We start from the raw sequence: 18,182 nt of genomic DNA, 5'->3' as shown, positions 1-18,182 counted from the left end.
AAAAACGATAGCCAGATTCGCTATCGTTTTTTATTTTTGCCGATATTTTTCTTTCCAATAGCCGGATTGGGTCAAAAGCTCTTTTGAACGCTCATCGGCTGGATAGAATCCTTTGGTGAACAGATGTCTAAAGTACATCATGTTGTAAAAGAAGCAGAAGAACAGTGTTGGCCATGGGAAATCAAGCATCCAGTTCCATTTGAAAAACAGGCCGACCAAAACATAGTCCAGATCCAAGACGATCATTAAAAAGAAGTTGTACCAGTCATTGCGAAACAAAGCTGGAAACGGGCCAAACAAAAAGACGGTCCAAGAAAAGCCTACCTTGGCAATGCGCATTTCGCCCTCATCATTTTTGATCTTGGCATAGTTTGGCGGTATTGGCAGATTATTAAAAAAATCCTGATTATTTTGATTGTTATTGCCAAATGGATTCTGCATCCGTCCAGGCCTCCCTTTGTACGTTTATCCATTAATCATAACATAACTGAGAATGCGGACCTAATAATGTCAACAGTTCAATCATGCTTTCTTCATATTCAAATGTTAAACTTAAGCAGTAAGTGCGAGCAAAGAAAAGGGTGAAAAAATGCTGTTATTTTTAAATGATAACCTTCAGCGCAATCAATCAGGAATTGAGCACGCCCAAATCAAGCGACTCAATCTGTTTAAAAAATTCAATCAGCCAGCCAAGATCGTGACGCGGCAGTATTCCAACGAGCTGCATCTGGTCGTGGAAGCAGCTGGGATTAAGGATCAGGATTTTATCAATCTATTCGACTATTTTCAAAATGCCTGCCTGGTGCCGCATCGGATCGTCAAGCTTCAGGATCTGCATCTGAATCCAAAGTGGAAACGCAAGGCAGACGGCATCAGCTATAACTATTATGATGGGAAGACACGGGTCATGTACGTTCGCCGTCGCAATGATCGCGATCGCAGCATCATCAATCTGCAGTATTTTGACCATTTCGGCAAGCTGTTGAAAGTAGTCTGGTATGACAATCGGGGATTTGCTTCGGTTGAACAGCTGTATGACTGGAATGGTCAGATTGCCGTGGAAAACTATCTGCGTCCCGATGGCCAGTTGGCGCTGCAGAAGGTGAACTTTAAGGATCGGCGCCAGCAAAAAGCAACCAGCTATCATTTGTTTAACTGGCGTGGTCAGGACTGGCAGTTTGCCAATTTTGACGAATTGACGCGCTTTTTCTATGATCAGTTGGCCGTGGACCCGGCCTTGAATAGTGACGGTCCGCTGGGCTTGGTCGTGGATCGAGTCTATGAGTTGGGCTGGGCAGTCTTAAATATGCACCATCGCGTTTTCCGCGTCATGCAGCTGCATAATGATCATGTCAATAACCCCAACGACATGCTGCACTCAACGCTAAACTACAACTATCAATGGGGATTGGATCATCTGAAAGACTGGGATGGCATTATTGCTCTAACGCCGCAGCAGCAGGCTGACGTCCAGGCACGGTTTGGCAAGCAGGGCGTCAAGATCTATCGGATTCCAGGGCCAATCGTGGCTGATGAGGTTTTAGCAGCGCCGCATGTTGATTTTGCCAAGCGGCAGCGCGATCTGGTCGTGATGGTAGCGCGGCTCTCGCCAGAAAAACAGCAGGATCATCTATTGCAGGCGTGGCCTAAGATTCTGCAGCAGGTTCCGGATGCCCAGCTGGAGCTTTGGGGATATGCCAATGATAATTTCGACCAGAAGCTCAAAGCCCAGGTCAGTGCTGAACAGATCGAAAATTCAGTGACCTTTTGCGGCTATACGACTGATGTCAATGCAGTCTATGAACGGGCACAGCTATTGATTTTGCCCAGCCGTGCGGAAGGCCTGCCGCTGTCTTTGGTGGAGGCGCAGTCGCATGGGCTGCCGATTGTGGCCAATGATATCAAGTACGGTCCGGCCGATGTCGTGATTGATCAACGGGATGGCCTGTTAACGGAAAATGGCGATATTGACGGTTTGGCACAGGCAATTATCAGCTTACTGACCAACCAGACCAGACTGGCTGAGTTTAGTGCCCACGCCTATCAGGACAGTGCTCGTTACTCGGCGGCCAATGTCATGAAACTATGGAACGAGCTGCTTGATGATATGCCAAAGGAGGTCGCTGACTGATGGATTTCTTTGTTAATCAGTATCTGCTGGGGAAAAACTCTAGTGTCGAACATGCCGAATTAAAGCGTCTGCAGCTGTTTAAGGATCATCAGACGCCGGCTCAGCTGGTTACGCGCGATTTTGATCCAGTGCTTCACCGCACGATGCAGCGTTTTGGCGTTGCTAATGACCAACTGACCAACCTTTATGATTTTTTTGCCCAGACCACTGACTACCAGGGCCAGCCAATGCATACCGAGGATCTGAAACTGGCCGTCGACTATCAGATCGGCACGGGCAACAACTTTCGCGAGGTTAGAGATGGCGGTCGCTTGGCAGCAACGATCTATTTTGCCGGTGGGACGATTGGTCAGATTCATCACATCGACTGGTACGATCAGACTGGCAGCCTGACTTTGCGCAATACTTATGACATTCGTGGCTTTAAGGCTGTTGATGAGTTCTTTGGTCAAGATGGTCATGAGTTCAATGCCCGCTACTATCGCCCCGATGGTCAGCTGTATCTGGAACGCTACTTTGTCAAATCGGTCCAGAACACGCCAATCAATTCGCTGAATATTTTAAAAAACTGGCATGGTCAGGATCATTGGTTTGCCAGTGAAAATGAAATGTTTGCCTTCTTTTTGGATGAATTGAATCGTACTCATGGCGAGAACAACGTCTTTATCGCGGATCGGCCGGCTGTTGCCATTGATCCGATTCTGCACATGCATTCCAAGGTCCATCGCTATCTGTGGCTGCCGATGAGTCACGTCAATGATGGCCAGGATCCATTGAAGGCGCCTTTGAACAGCCTTTTGCAAAACGCTCTGACGGAAAATCTGCAACGCTGGGATGGCATTATCGTGATGACGCAGGCCCAGGCACGCGTCTTGAGTCAGCGCTTGGGCAAATCGGCACGTGTTTTGACGATTAACGGCACACCGGTTAAAAAGGCAGCCAAGCGCGTTAAGATGGCTACGCGAACGCCTAACCAGCTGATCAGTGTCGGCCGCTTGGGCTATGACAAGCAGACTGATCAATTGCTGCAAGTGTTTGCCAAAATCAAAGCTGCTGTGCCTGACGCGAAATTAACGCTTTATGGCTATGGTGCACCTAATGATACGGCTAACTTCAAGCAGCTGGCCAAAGACCTTCAGATTGATGATGCAGTTGAGTTTGCCGATTATCAATATCCGCTGGATGCTGTTTTTGATCAAGCCCAGCTGCTGCTCAATACCAGTCGCATCGATGCGCAGCCTTTGTCAATGGGGGAGGCGCTGGGGCATGGCGTTCCAGTCGTCAGCTACGACTTTTCGTATGGTCCAGACGAGATGATTGCAAATTATGAAAATGGTCGATTGATCGCGCTGAATCATCCTGCCAGCATGGTTAAGGCTGTTGTTGAGCTTTTAAGCAGTCCGGCTAAGCTCCAGCAACTGAGCGATCACGCCTATGACGATCTGGACAATATCAGTGCCGCGGTAACCTGGAAACAGTGGCAGGCAGTCAAATAATAGATGCGTAAAAAGCCTTATTCATCAACAAAAAAACATGCAGCCACCAGCTGGACTGCATGTTTTTTATTATCTTTAGAAGCGGCGACTGAGCTTGACGACGGCTTCACAGCGCGGCGTCTGCGGCATCATATCGACAGGCTGAATCCAGTCGACGCGATAGACGCTAGAAAGTCGTGCCAGGTTTTTGGCCATGGTCGACATGTTGCAGGAAACATAGGCGAACTTGGCAGGCTTGGCTTTAAGAATCTGTTCGATTAAGGCCTCATCCAGACCAGTGCGCGGCGGATCGACGACTAGAGCATTGAATCGGAATCCTTCAGCCTGCCAGCGCGGCATGACTTCTTCCGCGGTACCGACTTCATAGCTGGCGTTTTGGATGTCGTTAAGCTTGGCATTGCTGTTGGCATCGGCCACGGCTTCTGGAATGACCTCCATCCCGCGTACGCTTTTGACGCGGCTGGCCAAGGAAAGTCCAATTGTCCCAATCCCCGCGTAGGCATCCACCAAGACGTCATCGGGCCCCAGCTCCATGGCTTTGGCTGCCTGTTCGTAGAGCGTTTCGGTCTGAGCCGGGTTCAGCTGCAGAAACGAACGGGCACTGAGATGAAAATCAAGTCCCATCAATGATTCGGTAATGTATTCCTGACCGGCCAGATGAATCGTTTGCTCACCCCAAACCAGCGGCGTATCGCCAGGGTTGACGTTTTGCTCGACCGATTTGACCTCAGGCAGCTGTTCAGCAATCATGGCCAAGAGCGGTCCCTTATGAATCAGCTTGGCAGTATTGGTAATCAGGGTCACTTGCAGCTCGCCGGTTGCCAATGACTCCCGAATCGCAATCGTTTTAATGATCCCGCTGTTGCTGGCCTCATCGTAGGCCGGAATCTTTAGCTCATCCAACATCTTGACGATTGCGCGCATGGCCTTCATCGTCCCTGGCATCTGAACGGCACATGTTGGCATGTCGACCACGTCATGACTGTTGGCGCGGTACAAGCCGGCAACCAAATGGCCATCTTGTTCGCGAACTTGGAATTGCGCCTTGTTGCGGTAGCCGTATTGTTCTGGGGCGGCAATCGTTGGGCGTACGTCATAGTTTTGCCATCCCCGCGGCTTAAATTTGGCCAGACTGTCTAAGACGACCTGCCGCTTGAACTTTAACTGCTCTGGGTAGGCCAGGCACTCAAATTCAAAACCGCCTGCTTGATCGGCATAGCTGTCGCGCGGCTCAACTCGGAAGCGGCTGGGTTTGCGCAGCTTATGAATCTTGGCTTCCAGGTAACGGGGATGGATGGCAGTAACCTCAGCTACTACGACTTCATCTGGTAGGGCACCAGGGACAAAGCAGACCTTGTGTTTAAAGTAGCCGATTCCCTGGCCCTCGATCCCCAGTTTGCGAATGGTCAGCGGGAAGCGATCGCCAAGGCTGACTTCGACTTGGGGCTGTTGGCGTGGGCTTTTTTGTGGCCGACGATGATTGAAGCGGGTGTGATTTTTTTCCATTGTTTTTCTCCGTTCTGTTGCGTTCCAGTGGTCTTATTTTAGCACATTGGTAGAATGGCCAAAAATTATTTGTGATTTTTATTAAAAATGCATTGACGAAAAATTAACGTTGCATTAGTATATTGTTAAAAGTTAATCATATCGAATGCAATGAAGAAAGAAGAGTAGTCTTTGGCCACCGTCAGCGAGTCCTGCTAGGTGTGAGAGGATCGGTTAAAGTCTTAGGCGAAAATCACTTTCTAGTTTTCATCCTTAAACCAAGTAAGGATGGATGGTCGCACCCATTACCGTGCACGCGTATCGCTCCAGCTTAAATGGGGGCCGTACGTAAAAGACCGTGTCAGCGATGGCATGGTGAATCAGGGTGGTACCACGCGATTGCGTCCCTTGGCCGAATTTTCGGTCAAGGGACTTTTTATTTTCGGCGCAGCCAGTATTCGACATGAGTGATTTCTAATCTTAATTCATTTCGGGGGCAAAAAAAATGGAACAACTCACATCGAAAAAACTAACGACCAAGCAGTATCTGGTCGTGGCATCATTGCTGTTTGGTCTCTTCTTTGGGGCCGGCAACCTGATCTTTCCCTTGCATCTGGGTCAGCTGGCTGGCAGTCACTGGGTCGGCGCGGCAGTCGGCTTTTTAGTAACCGGGGTCGCTTTGCCGCTGCTGTCGGTCCTGGCCGTTGCGGTAACGCGGGCTGAAGGGGTTTTTGACATCGGTCGGCCATTAGGAGTTGGCTTTGCTTTGGTCTTTATGGTCTTGATTCACTTTACGATCGGACCGCTGTTTGGGACGCCACGGACGGCTACGGTTTCCTACACGGTTGGGGTCGCACCGTTTGTTCCCAAGGCAGATCAGACGCTGGCCCTGTTCTTGTTCTCGTTGGTCTTCTTTGCTTTGGCCTTTGCATTTGCCTATCGTGAAAATGACATCTTGACCAACGTCGGTAAGGTTTTGAATCCAGTCTTTTTAGTCCTGTTGTTTGTCGTTTTTGCCGTTGCGTTCGTTAATCCGTTTGCCAATCCATTCCAAACGCAGGCAACGACGGCTTACGTGCATGGCTCGTTCGTCAATGGCTTTTTGCAGGGCTACAACACGATGGATGCCTTGGCTGGTCTAGCTTTTGGGGTTACGGTCGTGACAGCGGTTCGTCAGCTGGGCCAGAAGCGGGATAGCGACGTTGCCAAAGTGGTTGCCAAATCAGGCGTTCTGGCAATGAGTGCCGTTGCTTTGATCTATGTGCTGCTGATCGTAGTCGGCGCGATGACTCTAGGCCGGTTCAAGGTTTCAGCTGATGGCGGGGTGGCCTTTACGCAGCTGGTTAATGCCTATGCTGGCCGACTGGGACAAGCCGTCTTAGCTGTTTTGATCACGGTCACCTGCTTAACGACGGCGGTTGGTCTGGTGGCAGCCTTTGCACAGGACTTTCACAAGCACTTCCCACAGTTGAGCTATCATGCCTGGCTGTTCTTGACGACTTTGGCCTCATTTTTGGTTGCCAATTTTGGCTTGGAACAGATCATTGCCTGGTCAACGCCAATGCTGATGTTTCTGTATCCATTGGCCATGGTCCTGATCCTGCTGTCGGTTGCCTCGCCGTTGTTTAAGCGGGATGGTGCGGTTTACTTCTTTGTTGTCTTGCTTACCGTCGTGCCGGCATTAGGGGATATGGTAGTTTCCTTCCCAAGCGTAGTCAGTGCCAGCGCGTTTGGCAAGCTGGTGGCTGGCTGGCGGGATTCCTTGCCACTGGCTGCCTATGGTCTGTCATGGCTGGTTCCAGCGCTGGTTGGATTGGTACTGGGCTTGATGGTGCACTGGTATCGAGAGCACAGTCTGGCAGCAGCTGGTGAAGAAAACTGATCAAGAGGTCAATATATTTCGTAATTAGGTTTACCAGACAGTTGGTAAAAAGTAGTTAAATCATTATTGAACAAACTAAGCTGTTATCTAAACGTTGAGATAACAGCTTTTATATTGATCACAAGTTATTCCACTTCACAATTTGAAATTATTTTCACAAAATTTGTGCGAAGCTATACAATTTCGCCAAAATTTATATTAAAATAGGCTAGTGCAATAATGCCAAGTATGGAGAGTATTATCATTAATAAGGAGTGAATGAATTTGAAGATTGTTGGGATTCCTGGCTCTAATGCCAACCATTCGTACAATCGCATGCTACTTGAATACATCAGCAAAGCCTATGAACATGATATGACGGTCGTTGACGTGCGCAAGATTCCACTGTTCAACGAAAGTGCCAAAGAAACGCCGGCTGCCATCCAGGCCATGTCAGACGCGATCGATGCTGCCGATGCCGTAGTGATTGCCTGTCCTGAAACTGATCACTCAGTACCTTCTTCTTTAAAGAGTATCATTGAATGGCTTTCCTATCAGCTGCATCCATTTACCAACAAGCCGGTGCTGCTGGTTGGGGCTTCTACTGACGCGCAAGGCTCTTCACGGGCTCAAGTTGACCTGCGTGACGTTATGATCTCGCCGGGGGTCAATGCGCGCGTCTTTCAAAAAGAAGACTTCTTTATGAGTTTTGCCCAGAATCTGTTTGATGAAAACGGCGATATTACCGATCCTGGTACGATCAAGTTCTTAGACAAGTGTCTGCGCGACTTTGAATGCTTTGCGATCGCCAATGATCAAGAAGTTAAGCTGGAAGAAGCAGCATTGGCCAAAGCGGAAAAGGAGGCTGCCAAGTAATGAAATTTGTTGCAATCGTCGGTACGAACGCCGACTTTTCCTATAACCGCGTTCTTTTGCAGTTTATGAAGAAACACTTCTGGCGCATGGCAGAGATTGAGATTGCCGAAATCAAGGATCTGCCGGCTTTTAGCAAGGACGTGCCTTTTGAGGAAACGACGCCGGTTTGGAAACTTAAGCAGCAGATTAACGCTGCTGATGGGGTTATCTTTTCTACTCCCGAATATGACCATGCCGTTCCAGCCGCAATGAAGAGTGCCGTTGAATGGCTGTCGTATCAATCCAAGGTTCTGCATGGCAAGCCAGCTATGATCGTGGGGGTATCCTATGGTCGCCAGGCTTCCGCACGAGCTCAGCAGCAGATGCGCAAGATGCTTTTGAGTCCTGACTGCAATGCCAACCTGCTGTCTGGCAACGAGGTGCTGATCGGCAATGCTGCCAAGGTCTTTAGCAAGGATGGCCGTCTGACTGACCAGGCCTACGTTGATAATCTGGAAAAATGCTTTACCAATTTTGTTGAATATGCGGAACTTTTCAAAAATGCTTCTCGAGGTGAACAACTCATGTCTGTAAAACGTCCTATGATTGAAGATGCCTACGTCAGCTTCCCGACCGGCCGCCTGTCGCTGCGAGAAGTCCAAGCTATCTTCAATACGATTCCATTTGAAATTGACTTGATCGATGCCACGGATCGCTTTGCCTACTACTCAGACAAGCCTAACCGTGAACACGTTCGTAACGTCAACCAACTAGGCGAAACCTACAGTGAATGCCACCCACCAAAGGCTGTTCCTGCGGTTAAGGCCATTATCGACAGCTTTAAGAACGGCACCAAAGACGTGGTTGCCCGCCCATTGATGATGAATGGTCACCGTGTCTTGATTCGCTACTATGCGCTACGGGATGTTGATGGTCACTACCTGGGGACGATTGAATTTACGGGTTCAGTTGATGACATCTTGAACCTGGCTGAAAATGGTGCCTGGAATGCGGATGCAACCTCCAGCGCCTCGCATGGCCACGCTGCCCCGGCACCAGTTGAAGAACCTGTTCCAGCCATGGATGCGACGACGGGGGCTTCTGAAGATACCGATGAGGAACCGGCTGCACCTAGCGAACCAGCTGCTCCAGTAATGTCGGCGGCTGCTCAACGTGCTGAACAGGCCGAAACTGACGCCAACACAGGGGCTTCGGATGCTGTTGATGATCCGGAAGAAACGGATGCTGATGCGATGACAGGTGCTTCTGAAAACTAAAATCCTGATAAGATGCAAAAAGAGCTCGCAGCTAGCTGCGAGCTCTTTTTTTTGGTTATTTATCAAGGTGATCCTTGGTAAATTGATTTAAGTTGGCTGTGGTTGGATTAAGGTTTTGCCATTCTGAGGATAGAAAGGCTTTATTCATATGGTAGTGAGGCTGCGGCTGTTTTTGCTCCAAGAACGGTGCAATGCGATGATCAAAGTTGACCCAGCCGGCCCAGCCAATGTGAATGGTGTCTTCCATAAAGCCGGGCTTACCGCCATCATGTGAATAATCAACGATATTGTTGAAACCTTGCGAACGCAGCTGATATTTGATCTTATTGGCAGTCTGATAGTACATCGGCATGGAAAGACCAGTCATCTTTTCCCACTTGGCATTAACCGGCGTGATCATAAAGACGACGTTGGTATTGGTCTTTTTAAGCTGATTCAAGACGACTTCCAGATCGGCATACTCGGGCGATTTAAGGTAGCTGTAGTGTTTTTGACTGCCAGGAATGTCCTTGAGATGGCCTTTGACGCGCCGATCATAGAACTGATTTAAGATGCCAAAGCGGTTGTTGTTGCTGGAATGCTTGGCGTCGCTGATGGCTTCTTTGGTCAGGGCACTGTAGCTGTAAGTCTTGGGCAGCTCGTTGATGCGTGGCTTAATACGATCATTATAGTTGTCTTTTAAGAACCAGCCGGAGAACAGCTCATCCTCATGCTTGAGCAGCGTTGATTCCATGTCGATACGGGTACGATCCCATGAGCTGAGGTGCTTGCCGTCAGCGATTTTTTTGGCATAGTTGGCAACTGAGCCTTCCGCGCCTAAAAGTTTAACCAAGCGCTTAGCCGTGTAGCGATCGTATGGCGAATCAGGGTTGGCCTGTTTCAGCCAGGTTAGATTAGCGTAAGTGCCGTTGTAGTATTTAAAAGCTGATGGCATGACGCCTTCTTTGACGAACCATTGTGGCGAAATGATATAGACGGCTTTGCCATTCTTCATTTCGGGGGCCATCATTGTCATGTTAAACAGCTGCGGCAAAGACTGCGTACCACGGGAACCGAACAAGAATGGCGTGTAGTTGTGGTAGCGAGCAGCCATCACCGCGGGATGATAGCGGTCCATTCGATTCAACTCACTGGAGCCGAAGAATGGAATGTAGTTTTTCTTTTTATCCTGCATGGCTGCCACTTTAATCGAGCTGTTTTTAAAAACGCGCGGACTAAGCGAATCGGCGGCTTTCTGCAGGGTTGCCTGGGAATGCGAGCTGCTCCATGGCAAGGCAAAAAAGCCCAGTACCAATAGACAGGCTACGATAACCGGGCCAAAGATCGACCACAGTTTGCGACGGTTATTCATTTTCCAGTTCCTTTACCCGATCAGCGATTTTATCGATCGTACTCCATTCGCTGCGGTCAAATTCGGAAACGGGAACCTGAATGTCGAATTCGTCCTGCAGAGCCAGCAGCAGCTGAACGGTTGCCATGGAGTCCAGTAGACCATCGGCAAACAGATCTTCAGTCGTGTCGGCAAAATCGCTGGCGTCACGGCCGGTTGCTTCAGCTAAAAGTTGTTGAATTTGTTCTTGCATGATATAACCTCCAAAAATAAGTACTCAGATTAATGTTTGACAAACCACAGCGTGTTCAAAAAGCCGTAGAAGATCAAGAATGAAAAGACGACAAAGTTAAACGTAATAAACATGGCCACGCCCTTGGTAAAGGCATTGGTCTTGATGTGCAGGTGCTTGCGCTTATAACGCAGCCACCAGTCATTGATGACCAATGCGCTCCCATGCAGGAAACCATAGAGAATGTAGTACCAGGTAACCCCGTGCCAAAAACCCATGACCAGCATGTTGATCATGTAGGCAACCGATGACAGGACGTTGCGGTTTTTAAACCAATGCTTCTTGCTGGCCAAAAAGACGAACCGCATGAAGATGTAGTCACGGAACCAGAACGAGAGCGTCATGTGCCAGCGATTCCAGAATTCCTTGATGTTTTTGGAAACGAACGGCTTGTTGAAGTTCATTGGCGTCTCGACACCCATCAAATAACTGATGGCCACGGCAAACAGCGAGTAGCCGGCAAAGTCGAAGTAAAGATCGCCAGCATAGACGTAGGCCACGGCAACGACCCACCAGCTTAAATGCGGTGCGTACATTAATGCCTGATGCTTAACGAATGGCAGCCAAACCTGACCAAACAGGTAGGCCAGCACGAACTTGTATAAAAAGCCGATGAAAAGATATTTAACGGCCTTACCGACCATTTCAAGGTATTTTTCACGACTGGGGACTTTGCGATAATCTTTTGAAAAACGCCGGTAGCGATCAATCGGTCCGGAAGTAATGGTTGGCATAAACAGCAAAAAGCGGATGAACTTCCACCAGTTGAGGTCTTTAACGGCGCCATCACGCGTTTCGATAATCGTTCCGACCGCCCGAAACGTCAGGTAGCTGATGCCCAAAAAGCCCAGCAGCGAGTTATGACCGACCATTGCCGGCGTGAACTTGACGATGATGATTGGTAAAAGCGATAGCAGCGTCATCAGGTAAAAGACGCCCGCTGCATTCTTTTTTTGCCGATAATGGAAATATCCCATTACCAGGATCGTTTGATAGACCACGTAGCCGATCAGAGAAAGCATCTGCGGGGCACTGGAACCATCGAACATAAAGAAGATAAACAGGAAGCTGACGATGGCCTCATACCAAGCCAGCCGCTTGCCAAAGTACAGGCTGATTCCCATTGGCAAGACGGCAATCAGCAGGTAGATAAAGTACGATGGCGTGCCATAAGCCGTGTAGTTGGGAAGACTTTCAAGCCAGCTCATTATTGATTGGCCTCCGCGATCATCTGCTTAACCGCAATCTTGCCATTTGCGGACTTCGGGAAACTATCAACGTAGACGAACTGGGTTGGCATCATATAGTCCATGATCTTGCCAGCCAGACTTTGACGAATGGCTTGAGTCAGTTCCTTTTCATCTTTAAAGTCGTTGGGCTGTGCAATCACGTAGCCGATCAAATGACTGACCTGATGCTTCTTGTTGTACTTCGGCACGGCAATGGCCTGCTTGATGTATTCGCTCAGTTCCAGACTGTTGCGGACCTCATCCAGCTCAACCCGGAAGCCGTGCAGCTTGATCTGAAAATCCATCCGACCGATGATGTGGCGGATGCCGTCTTGATCGATAAAGCCTTCGTCACCAGTGCGATATGACTGGACGCCGTTGTATTTAAAGAAGTTTTTAACCGTTTTTTCAGGGTTATTCATGTAGCCCTTAGCCACGCTGTCCCCACTGATGATGATCTCGCCATGGACGTTTGGCTCATCAACGGGCTGCCCGTCCTTCCAAATCGTGGTAGTTACGCCAGGCTTGTCGTAGCCGATTGGCAACCGTTCGTGACTGTTGGCCATTGCCGGCGTGATTTCCATGCTGGTAACGGCCACGGCAGCTTCGGTTGGGCCATAGGTGTTAAAGACGCGCGCATCGGGGAACCGTTTGAACAGTCGCTTGACGGTTGAGGTCGTCAGCTCTTCGCCACAGAAGACAAAGTACTTTAGGTTCGGCATCTGTTCGTGATTGAACTGAGGACTGAGCAGCGCCATGTCGCCAAATGAAGGTGTACCGACAAAGACCGTAATGTCAAGCTTAGGCAGCGTGGTAAACAGCTGACCCAGGTTTTGAACAACGGCTAGTGGCAGGGTCTGCACCGTGCTGCCGGACAAAAGACCAGTCAGCCAGTACATATGCGAGACGTCAAACGAGAATGGCACCTGACCCAGGTAGATCTGGTGAGCTGGGATGTCAAAACTGTCGCCCAGCATCCAGTTGGCAAATGAACAGATATTGTCGTGGCTGATCTCAACTCCTTTTGGCGAGCCGGTGGTACCAGAAGTAAACAGCACGTAGAAAGGATGGTCGCCGGTGACTTCATGCGTAACCTCGTATGAAGTCTTTTGGGCAAAGATCTGTTCCAATTCATATTTATTAATCACGGCCCCGTCGTAGTTCAGCTTTTCAACGGGAAAGTCATCGATGGCGACGACCAGCCGCGGATTAGCCGCATCAATAATCGACTGCATACGGGGCAGAGCTGAGCCGACTTCAACGGGAATGTAGGCGTGACCTGCTTTTAGGCCGCCGACAAAACCGGCCACCATTTCAAATTGATGGTCGCCATAAAACATGATCGGACCATCTTCAGGAACGATTTTTTCTTGATCGAGCCAAGCCGCAAAGGCATTTGAGTCAACCAATAAATCTTGGTATGTGTGAGTCCGACCCATTTCGTCATAGACGACGCGCGTGGCGTTTTCTTTTGCCACGCGGTCAAACTCGCGAACAATGTTAGAAATCATTTTTTCCTCCGCTAGAATTCGTTATAGATAAACGGTGCCTGGCCAGCGCCATAGTATCCGTACAGGTAGATCAACAGCATTAAGACGATGAAGTAGAAGAATGTTTTAATCAGGAATTCAGCGACAGGGTGGCGTTTGAGAGCTGCCAACATTCACTAATCACTCCTTTACCTAAATTGAATTTAAAAAGGTACCCTCATTACTATATACCAAGTTTAAGAAAAAGAAACTTAAGTCTTGCTTAAGGAAAACATATTTAAAGTCTTGAAATGACGGCGCTTTTTCCGATCAAACATTGATGTATTAACGTTTGCGTGAACTTTAACTAGGGGCTGGATCTAAATAAAATGCGAAGAAAGTTTGAACTTTACCATGCTGAAATTTCTGATTTATCTGTGCTATAATGTTATCAATGCGAATGTTTGTTCGATAGAAAGGAAGATCTCATGAGATTTTTACATACCGCCGATTGGCATATTGGTAAGAAACTGCATGATTTTTCGCTTGCTGAAGATCAGGCTGCGGCGTTTGATCAGATTGAACGGCTGGCTAAAGACTATCAAGTCGATGCCGTTGTTATTGCAGGTGATCTGTATGATCGGGGCTTAGCCAGTGAGCAGGCGGTTGAACAGCTCAATGGAATGCTTAAGCAGCTGAATCTAAATGATCATTTGCCATTATTGGCGATCAGCGGCAACCATGATTCGGCCGCGCGCCTGGCGACGGGCAGTGAATGGTTTGAAACGACCGATTTTTATCTGCATACCACGCTGGCCAGTGCGTTTGAACCAGTCACGATTATGGATACGCAGTTTTTCCTGCTGCCATTCTTTAACCTGCAGGCAGTCCGCAATTATTTCGAACAAGACGTTAAGACGATCAGCCAGGCGATGACTTTAATTGTTAATCAAATGAAACAGCTTTTCGATCCTGATAAAAAGCATGTCTTGGTGGCGCACTTTTTCGCGGCGGGCAGTACGCATACCGATTCTGAGATTCAAGTTGAGGTTGGGGGATTGGATGCCGTGCCGACCACGCTGTTAAAAGACTTCGACTACGTGGCACTGGGGCACCTGCATAATCCGCGGGCGTTAAATGAAGAACGCATGCGCTACAGTGGCTCGCCACTTAAGTTTTCGGTTTCAGAGGCCAATCTGCAAAAAGGGGTCTGGATTGTCGATACGAATCCATTCAAGCTCACTTGGGCCCCCTTGCAGCCTAAGCATGATCTGATCATTTTAGAAGGCTCATTTGATGAACTGACGCAAGGGAAAATCGCGGCTCAATACGATCAAACCGAAGACTATGTTGCCATCCGCCTGACCGATACCAAGCTGATCAGCGACCTGATGAATCGACTGCGGGCTCGTTATCCTAAGATTGTTGAGATCAAGCGCCCCAACCAGCAGGACGACGCCAGCATCGCGACCATGACGATGGCCAGTCATGATCCGCTGACGCTGTTGGATGAGTTTTATGAAAAAGTGCATCCTGATCAGCAGCTGGATGATCAGCAGCGGCAGTGGGCATCGGCAGCTTTGACCAAGGTTGAGGAGGAAGAAAATTGAAGCCTTTAAAACTGAAAATGGAGTATTTTGGCTCATATGTCAATGAGACCGTTGATTTTGCTCAATTTGACGAAGTGCCGCTGTTTTTGATCAGTGGCAAGACGGGCAGCGGCAAGACCACGATTTTTGACGCGATGTGCTTTAGTCTGTTTGGTACAACGACTGATAATAATCGCAATGGACGGACTGCTGAAAAAATGCGCTCTGATTTTGCCAAGGAAAAGGATCTGACACGGGTCTCATTTTGGTTTGAGCATCAAGGCAAGACCTATCAGATCATTCGGGAGCCGAAACAGGATCGGCACAAGAGTCAAAAAGTAGACCTGTTTTATGAAAAAAACGGTCAAAAAGAAGAAATTACCAAAGTTACCGACGCCAATCAATTTATTGAAGATCTAATCGGCATCAACGCTGATCAGTTTCGCCAGATCGTTTTGCTGCCACAGGGTAAGTTTCGTGAGTTTCTGGAGTCGGACAGCAACAATAAAAATGAATTGCTGGCGGAGCTGTTTGGTACGCAGCTATACGCGGACTGGACCCAGCAACTCAAGGATCAGCTGACGGCAGCACAGGATGCCAGCCATGACAGTCAAAAGCAAATGGAACAACTGATGACCAGCATTGAAGAGCTGTCTGACCAAACCGATCCCGTTCAATGGCTACAAGCCGCCGCGACGCTGTTAAAACAGCATGAACAGCAGCTGACTCAGCAAGTCGAGGCTGCTGTGGCTGCCCAGGCAAAGGCTAAAAAACTCGATGAACAGTTTCACGTGGAACAAAATCTGCAGACCGCCTATGATGAGCTGGCCCAAAACCAAACCGTTCAACAACAGCTGAATCAGCAGCAATCAGCAATCCAAGCCAAGCAGCAGCTGATTGACGAGCTGCAGTGGGTTCGCCATCAGCAAACTGATTACGTTGCCTGGCAGCATGCCCAGGTGGCTATCCAAGACTTGCAAAACGATCTGCAGCAACAGCAGACGGCAGCTACGGAACTTGATCAAAAACTGCAGCAATTGCAGCAGCGTGCTCAAGAGCTGAACCAGCAGCAGCCAGCCATTGATTCGATCAATCAGCAAAAAATTGCTTTGGCAAGCCTACTGCCCCGATATCAAGAAACGGCCGAACTTAAAGAACGCATTCAAACTGAACAGCAAAAACTGGCTAAACTCCAAAAAAGCCAGCAGCAGGTTCAAACCGTCAGCCAGCAGCAGACGGTTTTACTGGAGAAAACGGCACAGCAGATTCAAAGTCTGCAGCAGCAAACCGATCGGCAGTTGATTGAAAAAATGCTTGAGGAACGCAGCACCGGACAGGCATTACTCAAGCGACTGCAGGATCTACAGAGCAAGCACCAGACGATAACCGATCAGCAAGCCAGTCTGCAGCAGGCCCAGCACGAGGAGAAACTGGCTGGGCAGCATTATCAGACCGCGCAGACTGCTTTTCAAGAAGCTGATCAAAAGCACGCCGCCCTTCAGATTGCTGAACTGGCGACTCATCTGGTTCCGGGTCAGCCTTGTCCGGTCTGCGGCTCAATTGATCATCCCCAGCCAGGCAACCTAGCCGCTAAGATCTCGCTTGATGAGATTCAAGCTGCCGGTGTGGCTTTAAAACAGGCGCGCCAAGCTTTAGACGATACGCAGGCCCAAAAAGTCAAGGCTCAGGAAAAAACGGTCAATCTGACCCAGCAGTTAGCGCTTTTAAAAACCGAATACACGACTGAGCTGACGAAATTAAGACATGATAGTCAGCTGCCGGCGACCGATCTTGCCCAGCTGGCCGCCAAACTGCAGGAGCGTATGAATGAGACCACACAACGGCTTAAAAAGACTCAGGCAGCTATTGAAGAATTAAAGCAGGCGCAACAAGAACAGCAAAAACAGCAGCAGACATTGGATGAATTGACGGCTCGGCAACAGAAACTGGATCATGATCAACAGCTGCTGACGGCTCAACTGGCAGGACTCAATGGTGAGCTAACGGCTAAAGTAAAGCAGCTGCCGTCAGCATACGCTGATTTGCTGACAGCCAAAAAACAACTGCATGATTGGCAAATTCAGCTGCAGGATTATCAGCAAAAAAAGGATCAGAACCAAACCGAACTGCAGAATCAACAGCAGCAAGCCGCCGCAATAGCTGCAACGATCAGTCATGATCAAGAAAACCTGACGCAGCAGCAGCACCATCACCAGCAATTGGCTAAGACACTGCAGCAAGCATTAAAAGATCATGATCCCAATGCCCAGTGGTCACGCTATGCAGAAGACTTTGCCCAACTGGATCAGCTGGAATCGCTGCAGCAGACCGTCAATGAATATCAACAAGCGGTTAAGATCAATCTTGACCGGCGTCAGCACCTGCTGGCAGCCATCAATGAACGGCCCCGGCCGCAGCTGGCGGAGACGCGAAAAGCCCTGCAGGCAGCCACGACAATGCGCGATGAAAAGCAGCGGGAATTAGGGCGCTTGAAAGAACAGCTCCAGCAGCAGCAAAAAACGGTTCAGCAGGTTGATGAGATCCAGCAGGAACAAGGCAAACAGCAGGCCGAACTGGATCGGCTCAGTGATCTGGTCAATACCATGAATGGCAAGAATTCAATGCGGCTGACTTTGGAAAGATATGTGCTCAGACACTACTTCAAAGAGGTCCTGAACAACGCCAATCCACGGCTCAGACAATTAACCGCTGATCGCTATGAGTTCTTTTTGGAAGAAAGCACCGGCTCAAACAACAAATGGAGCGGATTGGAAGTCGGCGTCAGAGATCGTGATGCCGGCAAGGATCGCAGCGTGCATACCCTGTCTGGAGGAGAGACTTTTGCTGCCTCGCTGGCCCTGGCGCTGTCGCTTGGCGAGATTATTCAACAGCAGGCCGGGGGAATTCAAATTGATGCCCTGTTTGTTGATGAAGGCTTCGGCTCGCTGGATCAAGCCGCGTTGGATAATGCATTGCAGGCGTTGCAGACTTTGGAAGGCAATTCGCGCATGGTCGGGATCATCAGTCACGTGACCGAATTGGAAGAACGGATTCCTGACCAGCTCAAGATCAGTTCCGATAAGGGCCACAGCCATGTCAGCTATCAGCACGACTTTGCAATAAATTAGCCGAAAAGATTGCCAAATCAGGCAGGATGTAATAAGATAG

Annotated in this window: 14 protein-coding genes; 7 read left to right on the top strand and 7 right to left on the bottom strand. The window is 49.0% G+C overall.

The window, feature by feature from the left end; translation table 11 throughout:
- Positions 1 to 30: 30 nt before the first annotated feature.
- Positions 31 to 441 (bottom strand): hypothetical protein, encoded by a 411-nt coding sequence (locus FC47_RS04410; protein ID WP_056968123.1) that lies wholly within the window; start codon positions 439 to 441, stop codon positions 31 to 33.
- Between the two features lie 148 nt (positions 442 to 589).
- On the opposite strand from FC47_RS04410, the gene asp1 (FC47_RS04405) reads away from it, so the two are divergent.
- Together asp1 (FC47_RS04405) and asp1 (FC47_RS04400) are read left to right on the top strand one after the other, a co-directional pair.
- Positions 590 to 2,131, top strand: coding sequence for an accessory Sec system glycosyltransferase Asp1 (gene asp1, locus FC47_RS04405; protein ID WP_056968121.1), 1,542 nt, complete (start codon positions 590 to 592; stop codon positions 2,129 to 2,131).
- Positions 2,131 to 3,627 (top strand): accessory Sec system glycosyltransferase Asp1, encoded by a 1,497-nt coding sequence (gene asp1 / locus FC47_RS04400; protein ID WP_056968119.1) that lies wholly within the window; start codon positions 2,131 to 2,133, stop codon positions 3,625 to 3,627. The genes asp1 (FC47_RS04405) and asp1 (FC47_RS04400) overlap by 1 nt, the downstream gene beginning before the upstream one ends.
- 75 nt (positions 3,628 to 3,702) lie before the next feature.
- Here the strand turns inward: asp1 (FC47_RS04400) and rlmD are convergent, their stop codons facing one another.
- On the bottom strand, positions 3,703 to 5,133 hold the full coding sequence (rlmD, locus tag FC47_RS04395) for a 23S rRNA (uracil(1939)-C(5))-methyltransferase RlmD (protein WP_056968117.1): 1,431 nt from the start codon (positions 5,131 to 5,133) through the stop codon (positions 3,703 to 3,705).
- A 484-nt stretch (positions 5,134 to 5,617) separates the two neighbouring features.
- Here rlmD and brnQ point away from each other — a divergent pair, with 484 nt between their 5' ends.
- From brnQ to FC47_RS04380, 3 genes are all read left to right on the top strand, one after another.
- Complete coding sequence (brnQ, locus tag FC47_RS04390; protein WP_056968116.1) at positions 5,618 to 6,994, top strand: branched-chain amino acid transport system II carrier protein; 1,377 nt, start codon at positions 5,618 to 5,620, stop codon at positions 6,992 to 6,994.
- Positions 6,995 to 7,252: 258 nt separating this feature from the next.
- On the top strand, positions 7,253 to 7,849 hold the full coding sequence (locus tag FC47_RS04385) for an NADPH-dependent FMN reductase (protein ID WP_006499282.1): 597 nt from the start codon (positions 7,253 to 7,255) through the stop codon (positions 7,847 to 7,849).
- Positions 7,849 to 9,105: an NAD(P)H-dependent oxidoreductase gene (locus tag FC47_RS04380; RefSeq protein WP_056968113.1), complete on the top strand. Its 1,257-nt coding sequence runs from the start codon at positions 7,849 to 7,851 to the stop codon at positions 9,103 to 9,105. The genes FC47_RS04385 and FC47_RS04380 overlap by 1 nt, the downstream gene beginning before the upstream one ends.
- 55 nt (positions 9,106 to 9,160) lie before the next feature.
- Here the strand turns inward: FC47_RS04380 and dltD are convergent, their stop codons facing one another.
- Genes dltD through FC47_RS04355 form a run of 5 tightly spaced genes read right to left on the bottom strand, consistent with a single transcriptional unit; the run spans position 9,161 to position 13,619 of the window.
- On the bottom strand, positions 9,161 to 10,456 hold the full coding sequence (dltD, locus tag FC47_RS04375; RefSeq protein ID WP_056968111.1) for a D-alanyl-lipoteichoic acid biosynthesis protein DltD: 1,296 nt from the start codon (positions 10,454 to 10,456) through the stop codon (positions 9,161 to 9,163).
- Entirely contained in the window at positions 10,449 to 10,688 is a 240-nt protein-coding gene (dltC, locus tag FC47_RS04370; RefSeq protein WP_006499285.1) for a D-alanine--poly(phosphoribitol) ligase subunit DltC, read from the bottom strand. The genes dltD and dltC overlap by 8 nt, the downstream gene beginning before the upstream one ends.
- A gap of 29 nt (positions 10,689 to 10,717) precedes the next feature.
- Entirely contained in the window at positions 10,718 to 11,935 is a 1,218-nt protein-coding gene (dltB, locus tag FC47_RS04365; protein WP_393959756.1) for a D-alanyl-lipoteichoic acid biosynthesis protein DltB, read from the bottom strand.
- Positions 11,935 to 13,467 carry a D-alanine--poly(phosphoribitol) ligase subunit DltA gene (dltA, locus tag FC47_RS04360; RefSeq protein ID WP_056968107.1) on the bottom strand — a complete coding sequence of 511 codons (1,533 nt, stop codon included), beginning with the start codon at positions 13,465 to 13,467 and terminating at the stop codon, positions 11,935 to 11,937. Before dltA ends, dltB begins: the two co-directional genes overlap by 1 nt.
- Before the next feature lie 11 nt (positions 13,468 to 13,478).
- The gene (locus FC47_RS04355; RefSeq protein ID WP_033934588.1) at positions 13,479 to 13,619 is read right to left on the bottom strand and encodes a teichoic acid D-Ala incorporation-associated protein DltX; all 141 of its coding nucleotides are present in this window, start codon (positions 13,617 to 13,619) and stop codon (positions 13,479 to 13,481) included.
- A gap of 294 nt (positions 13,620 to 13,913) precedes the next feature.
- On the opposite strand from FC47_RS04355, the gene FC47_RS04350 reads away from it, so the two are divergent.
- Together FC47_RS04350 and FC47_RS04345 are read left to right on the top strand one after the other, a co-directional pair.
- The gene (locus FC47_RS04350) at positions 13,914 to 15,035 is read left to right on the top strand and encodes an exonuclease SbcCD subunit D (RefSeq protein WP_033934589.1); all 1,122 of its coding nucleotides are present in this window, start codon (positions 13,914 to 13,916) and stop codon (positions 15,033 to 15,035) included.
- Positions 15,032 to 18,142, top strand: a complete 3,111-nt coding sequence (locus FC47_RS04345) for an AAA family ATPase (protein WP_056968105.1) — start codon at positions 15,032 to 15,034, stop codon at positions 18,140 to 18,142. Before FC47_RS04350 ends, FC47_RS04345 begins: the two co-directional genes overlap by 4 nt.
- Positions 18,143 to 18,182: the final 40 nt, after the last annotated feature.

The sequence above is a fragment of the Limosilactobacillus mucosae DSM 13345 genome, assembly GCF_001436025.1.
Taxonomy (GTDB): Bacteria; Bacillota; Bacilli; order Lactobacillales; family Lactobacillaceae; genus Limosilactobacillus; species Limosilactobacillus mucosae.
This window is presented reverse-complemented; position numbering and strand designations above follow the sequence as displayed.

What these genes read in the sequence shown, in the direction of transcription:
- brnQ (WP_056968116.1), top strand. Translation starts at nt 5,618, where the DNA reads ATGGAACAACTCACATCGAAAAAACTAACGACCAAGCAGTATCTGGTC.
- dltA (WP_056968107.1), bottom strand. Translation starts at nt 13,467, where the DNA reads ATGATTTCTAACATTGTTCGCGAGTTTGACCGCGTGGCAAAAGAAAAC.
- dltD (WP_056968111.1), bottom strand. Translation starts at nt 10,456, where the DNA reads ATGAATAACCGTCGCAAACTGTGGTCGATCTTTGGCCCGGTTATCGTA.
- rlmD (WP_056968117.1), bottom strand. Translation starts at nt 5,133, where the DNA reads ATGGAAAAAAATCACACCCGCTTCAATCATCGTCGGCCACAAAAAAGC.
- FC47_RS04380 (WP_056968113.1), top strand. Translation starts at nt 7,849, where the DNA reads ATGAAATTTGTTGCAATCGTCGGTACGAACGCCGACTTTTCCTATAAC.
- dltB (WP_393959756.1), bottom strand. Translation starts at nt 11,935, where the DNA reads ATGAGCTGGCTTGAAAGTCTTCCCAACTACACGGCTTATGGCACGCCA.
- asp1 (WP_056968119.1), top strand. Translation starts at nt 2,131, where the DNA reads ATGGATTTCTTTGTTAATCAGTATCTGCTGGGGAAAAACTCTAGTGTC.
- FC47_RS04410 (WP_056968123.1), bottom strand. Translation starts at nt 441, where the DNA reads ATGCAGAATCCATTTGGCAATAACAATCAAAATAATCAGGATTTTTTT.
- FC47_RS04385 (WP_006499282.1), top strand. Translation starts at nt 7,253, where the DNA reads ATGAATTTGAAGATTGTTGGGATTCCTGGCTCTAATGCCAACCATTCG.
- FC47_RS04350 (WP_033934589.1), top strand. Translation starts at nt 13,914, where the DNA reads ATGAGATTTTTACATACCGCCGATTGGCATATTGGTAAGAAACTGCAT.
- dltC (WP_006499285.1), bottom strand. Translation starts at nt 10,688, where the DNA reads ATGCAAGAACAAATTCAACAACTTTTAGCTGAAGCAACCGGCCGTGAC.
- asp1 (WP_056968121.1), top strand. Translation starts at nt 590, where the DNA reads ATGCTGTTATTTTTAAATGATAACCTTCAGCGCAATCAATCAGGAATT.
- FC47_RS04355 (WP_033934588.1), bottom strand. Translation starts at nt 13,619, where the DNA reads ATGTTGGCAGCTCTCAAACGCCACCCTGTCGCTGAATTCCTGATTAAA.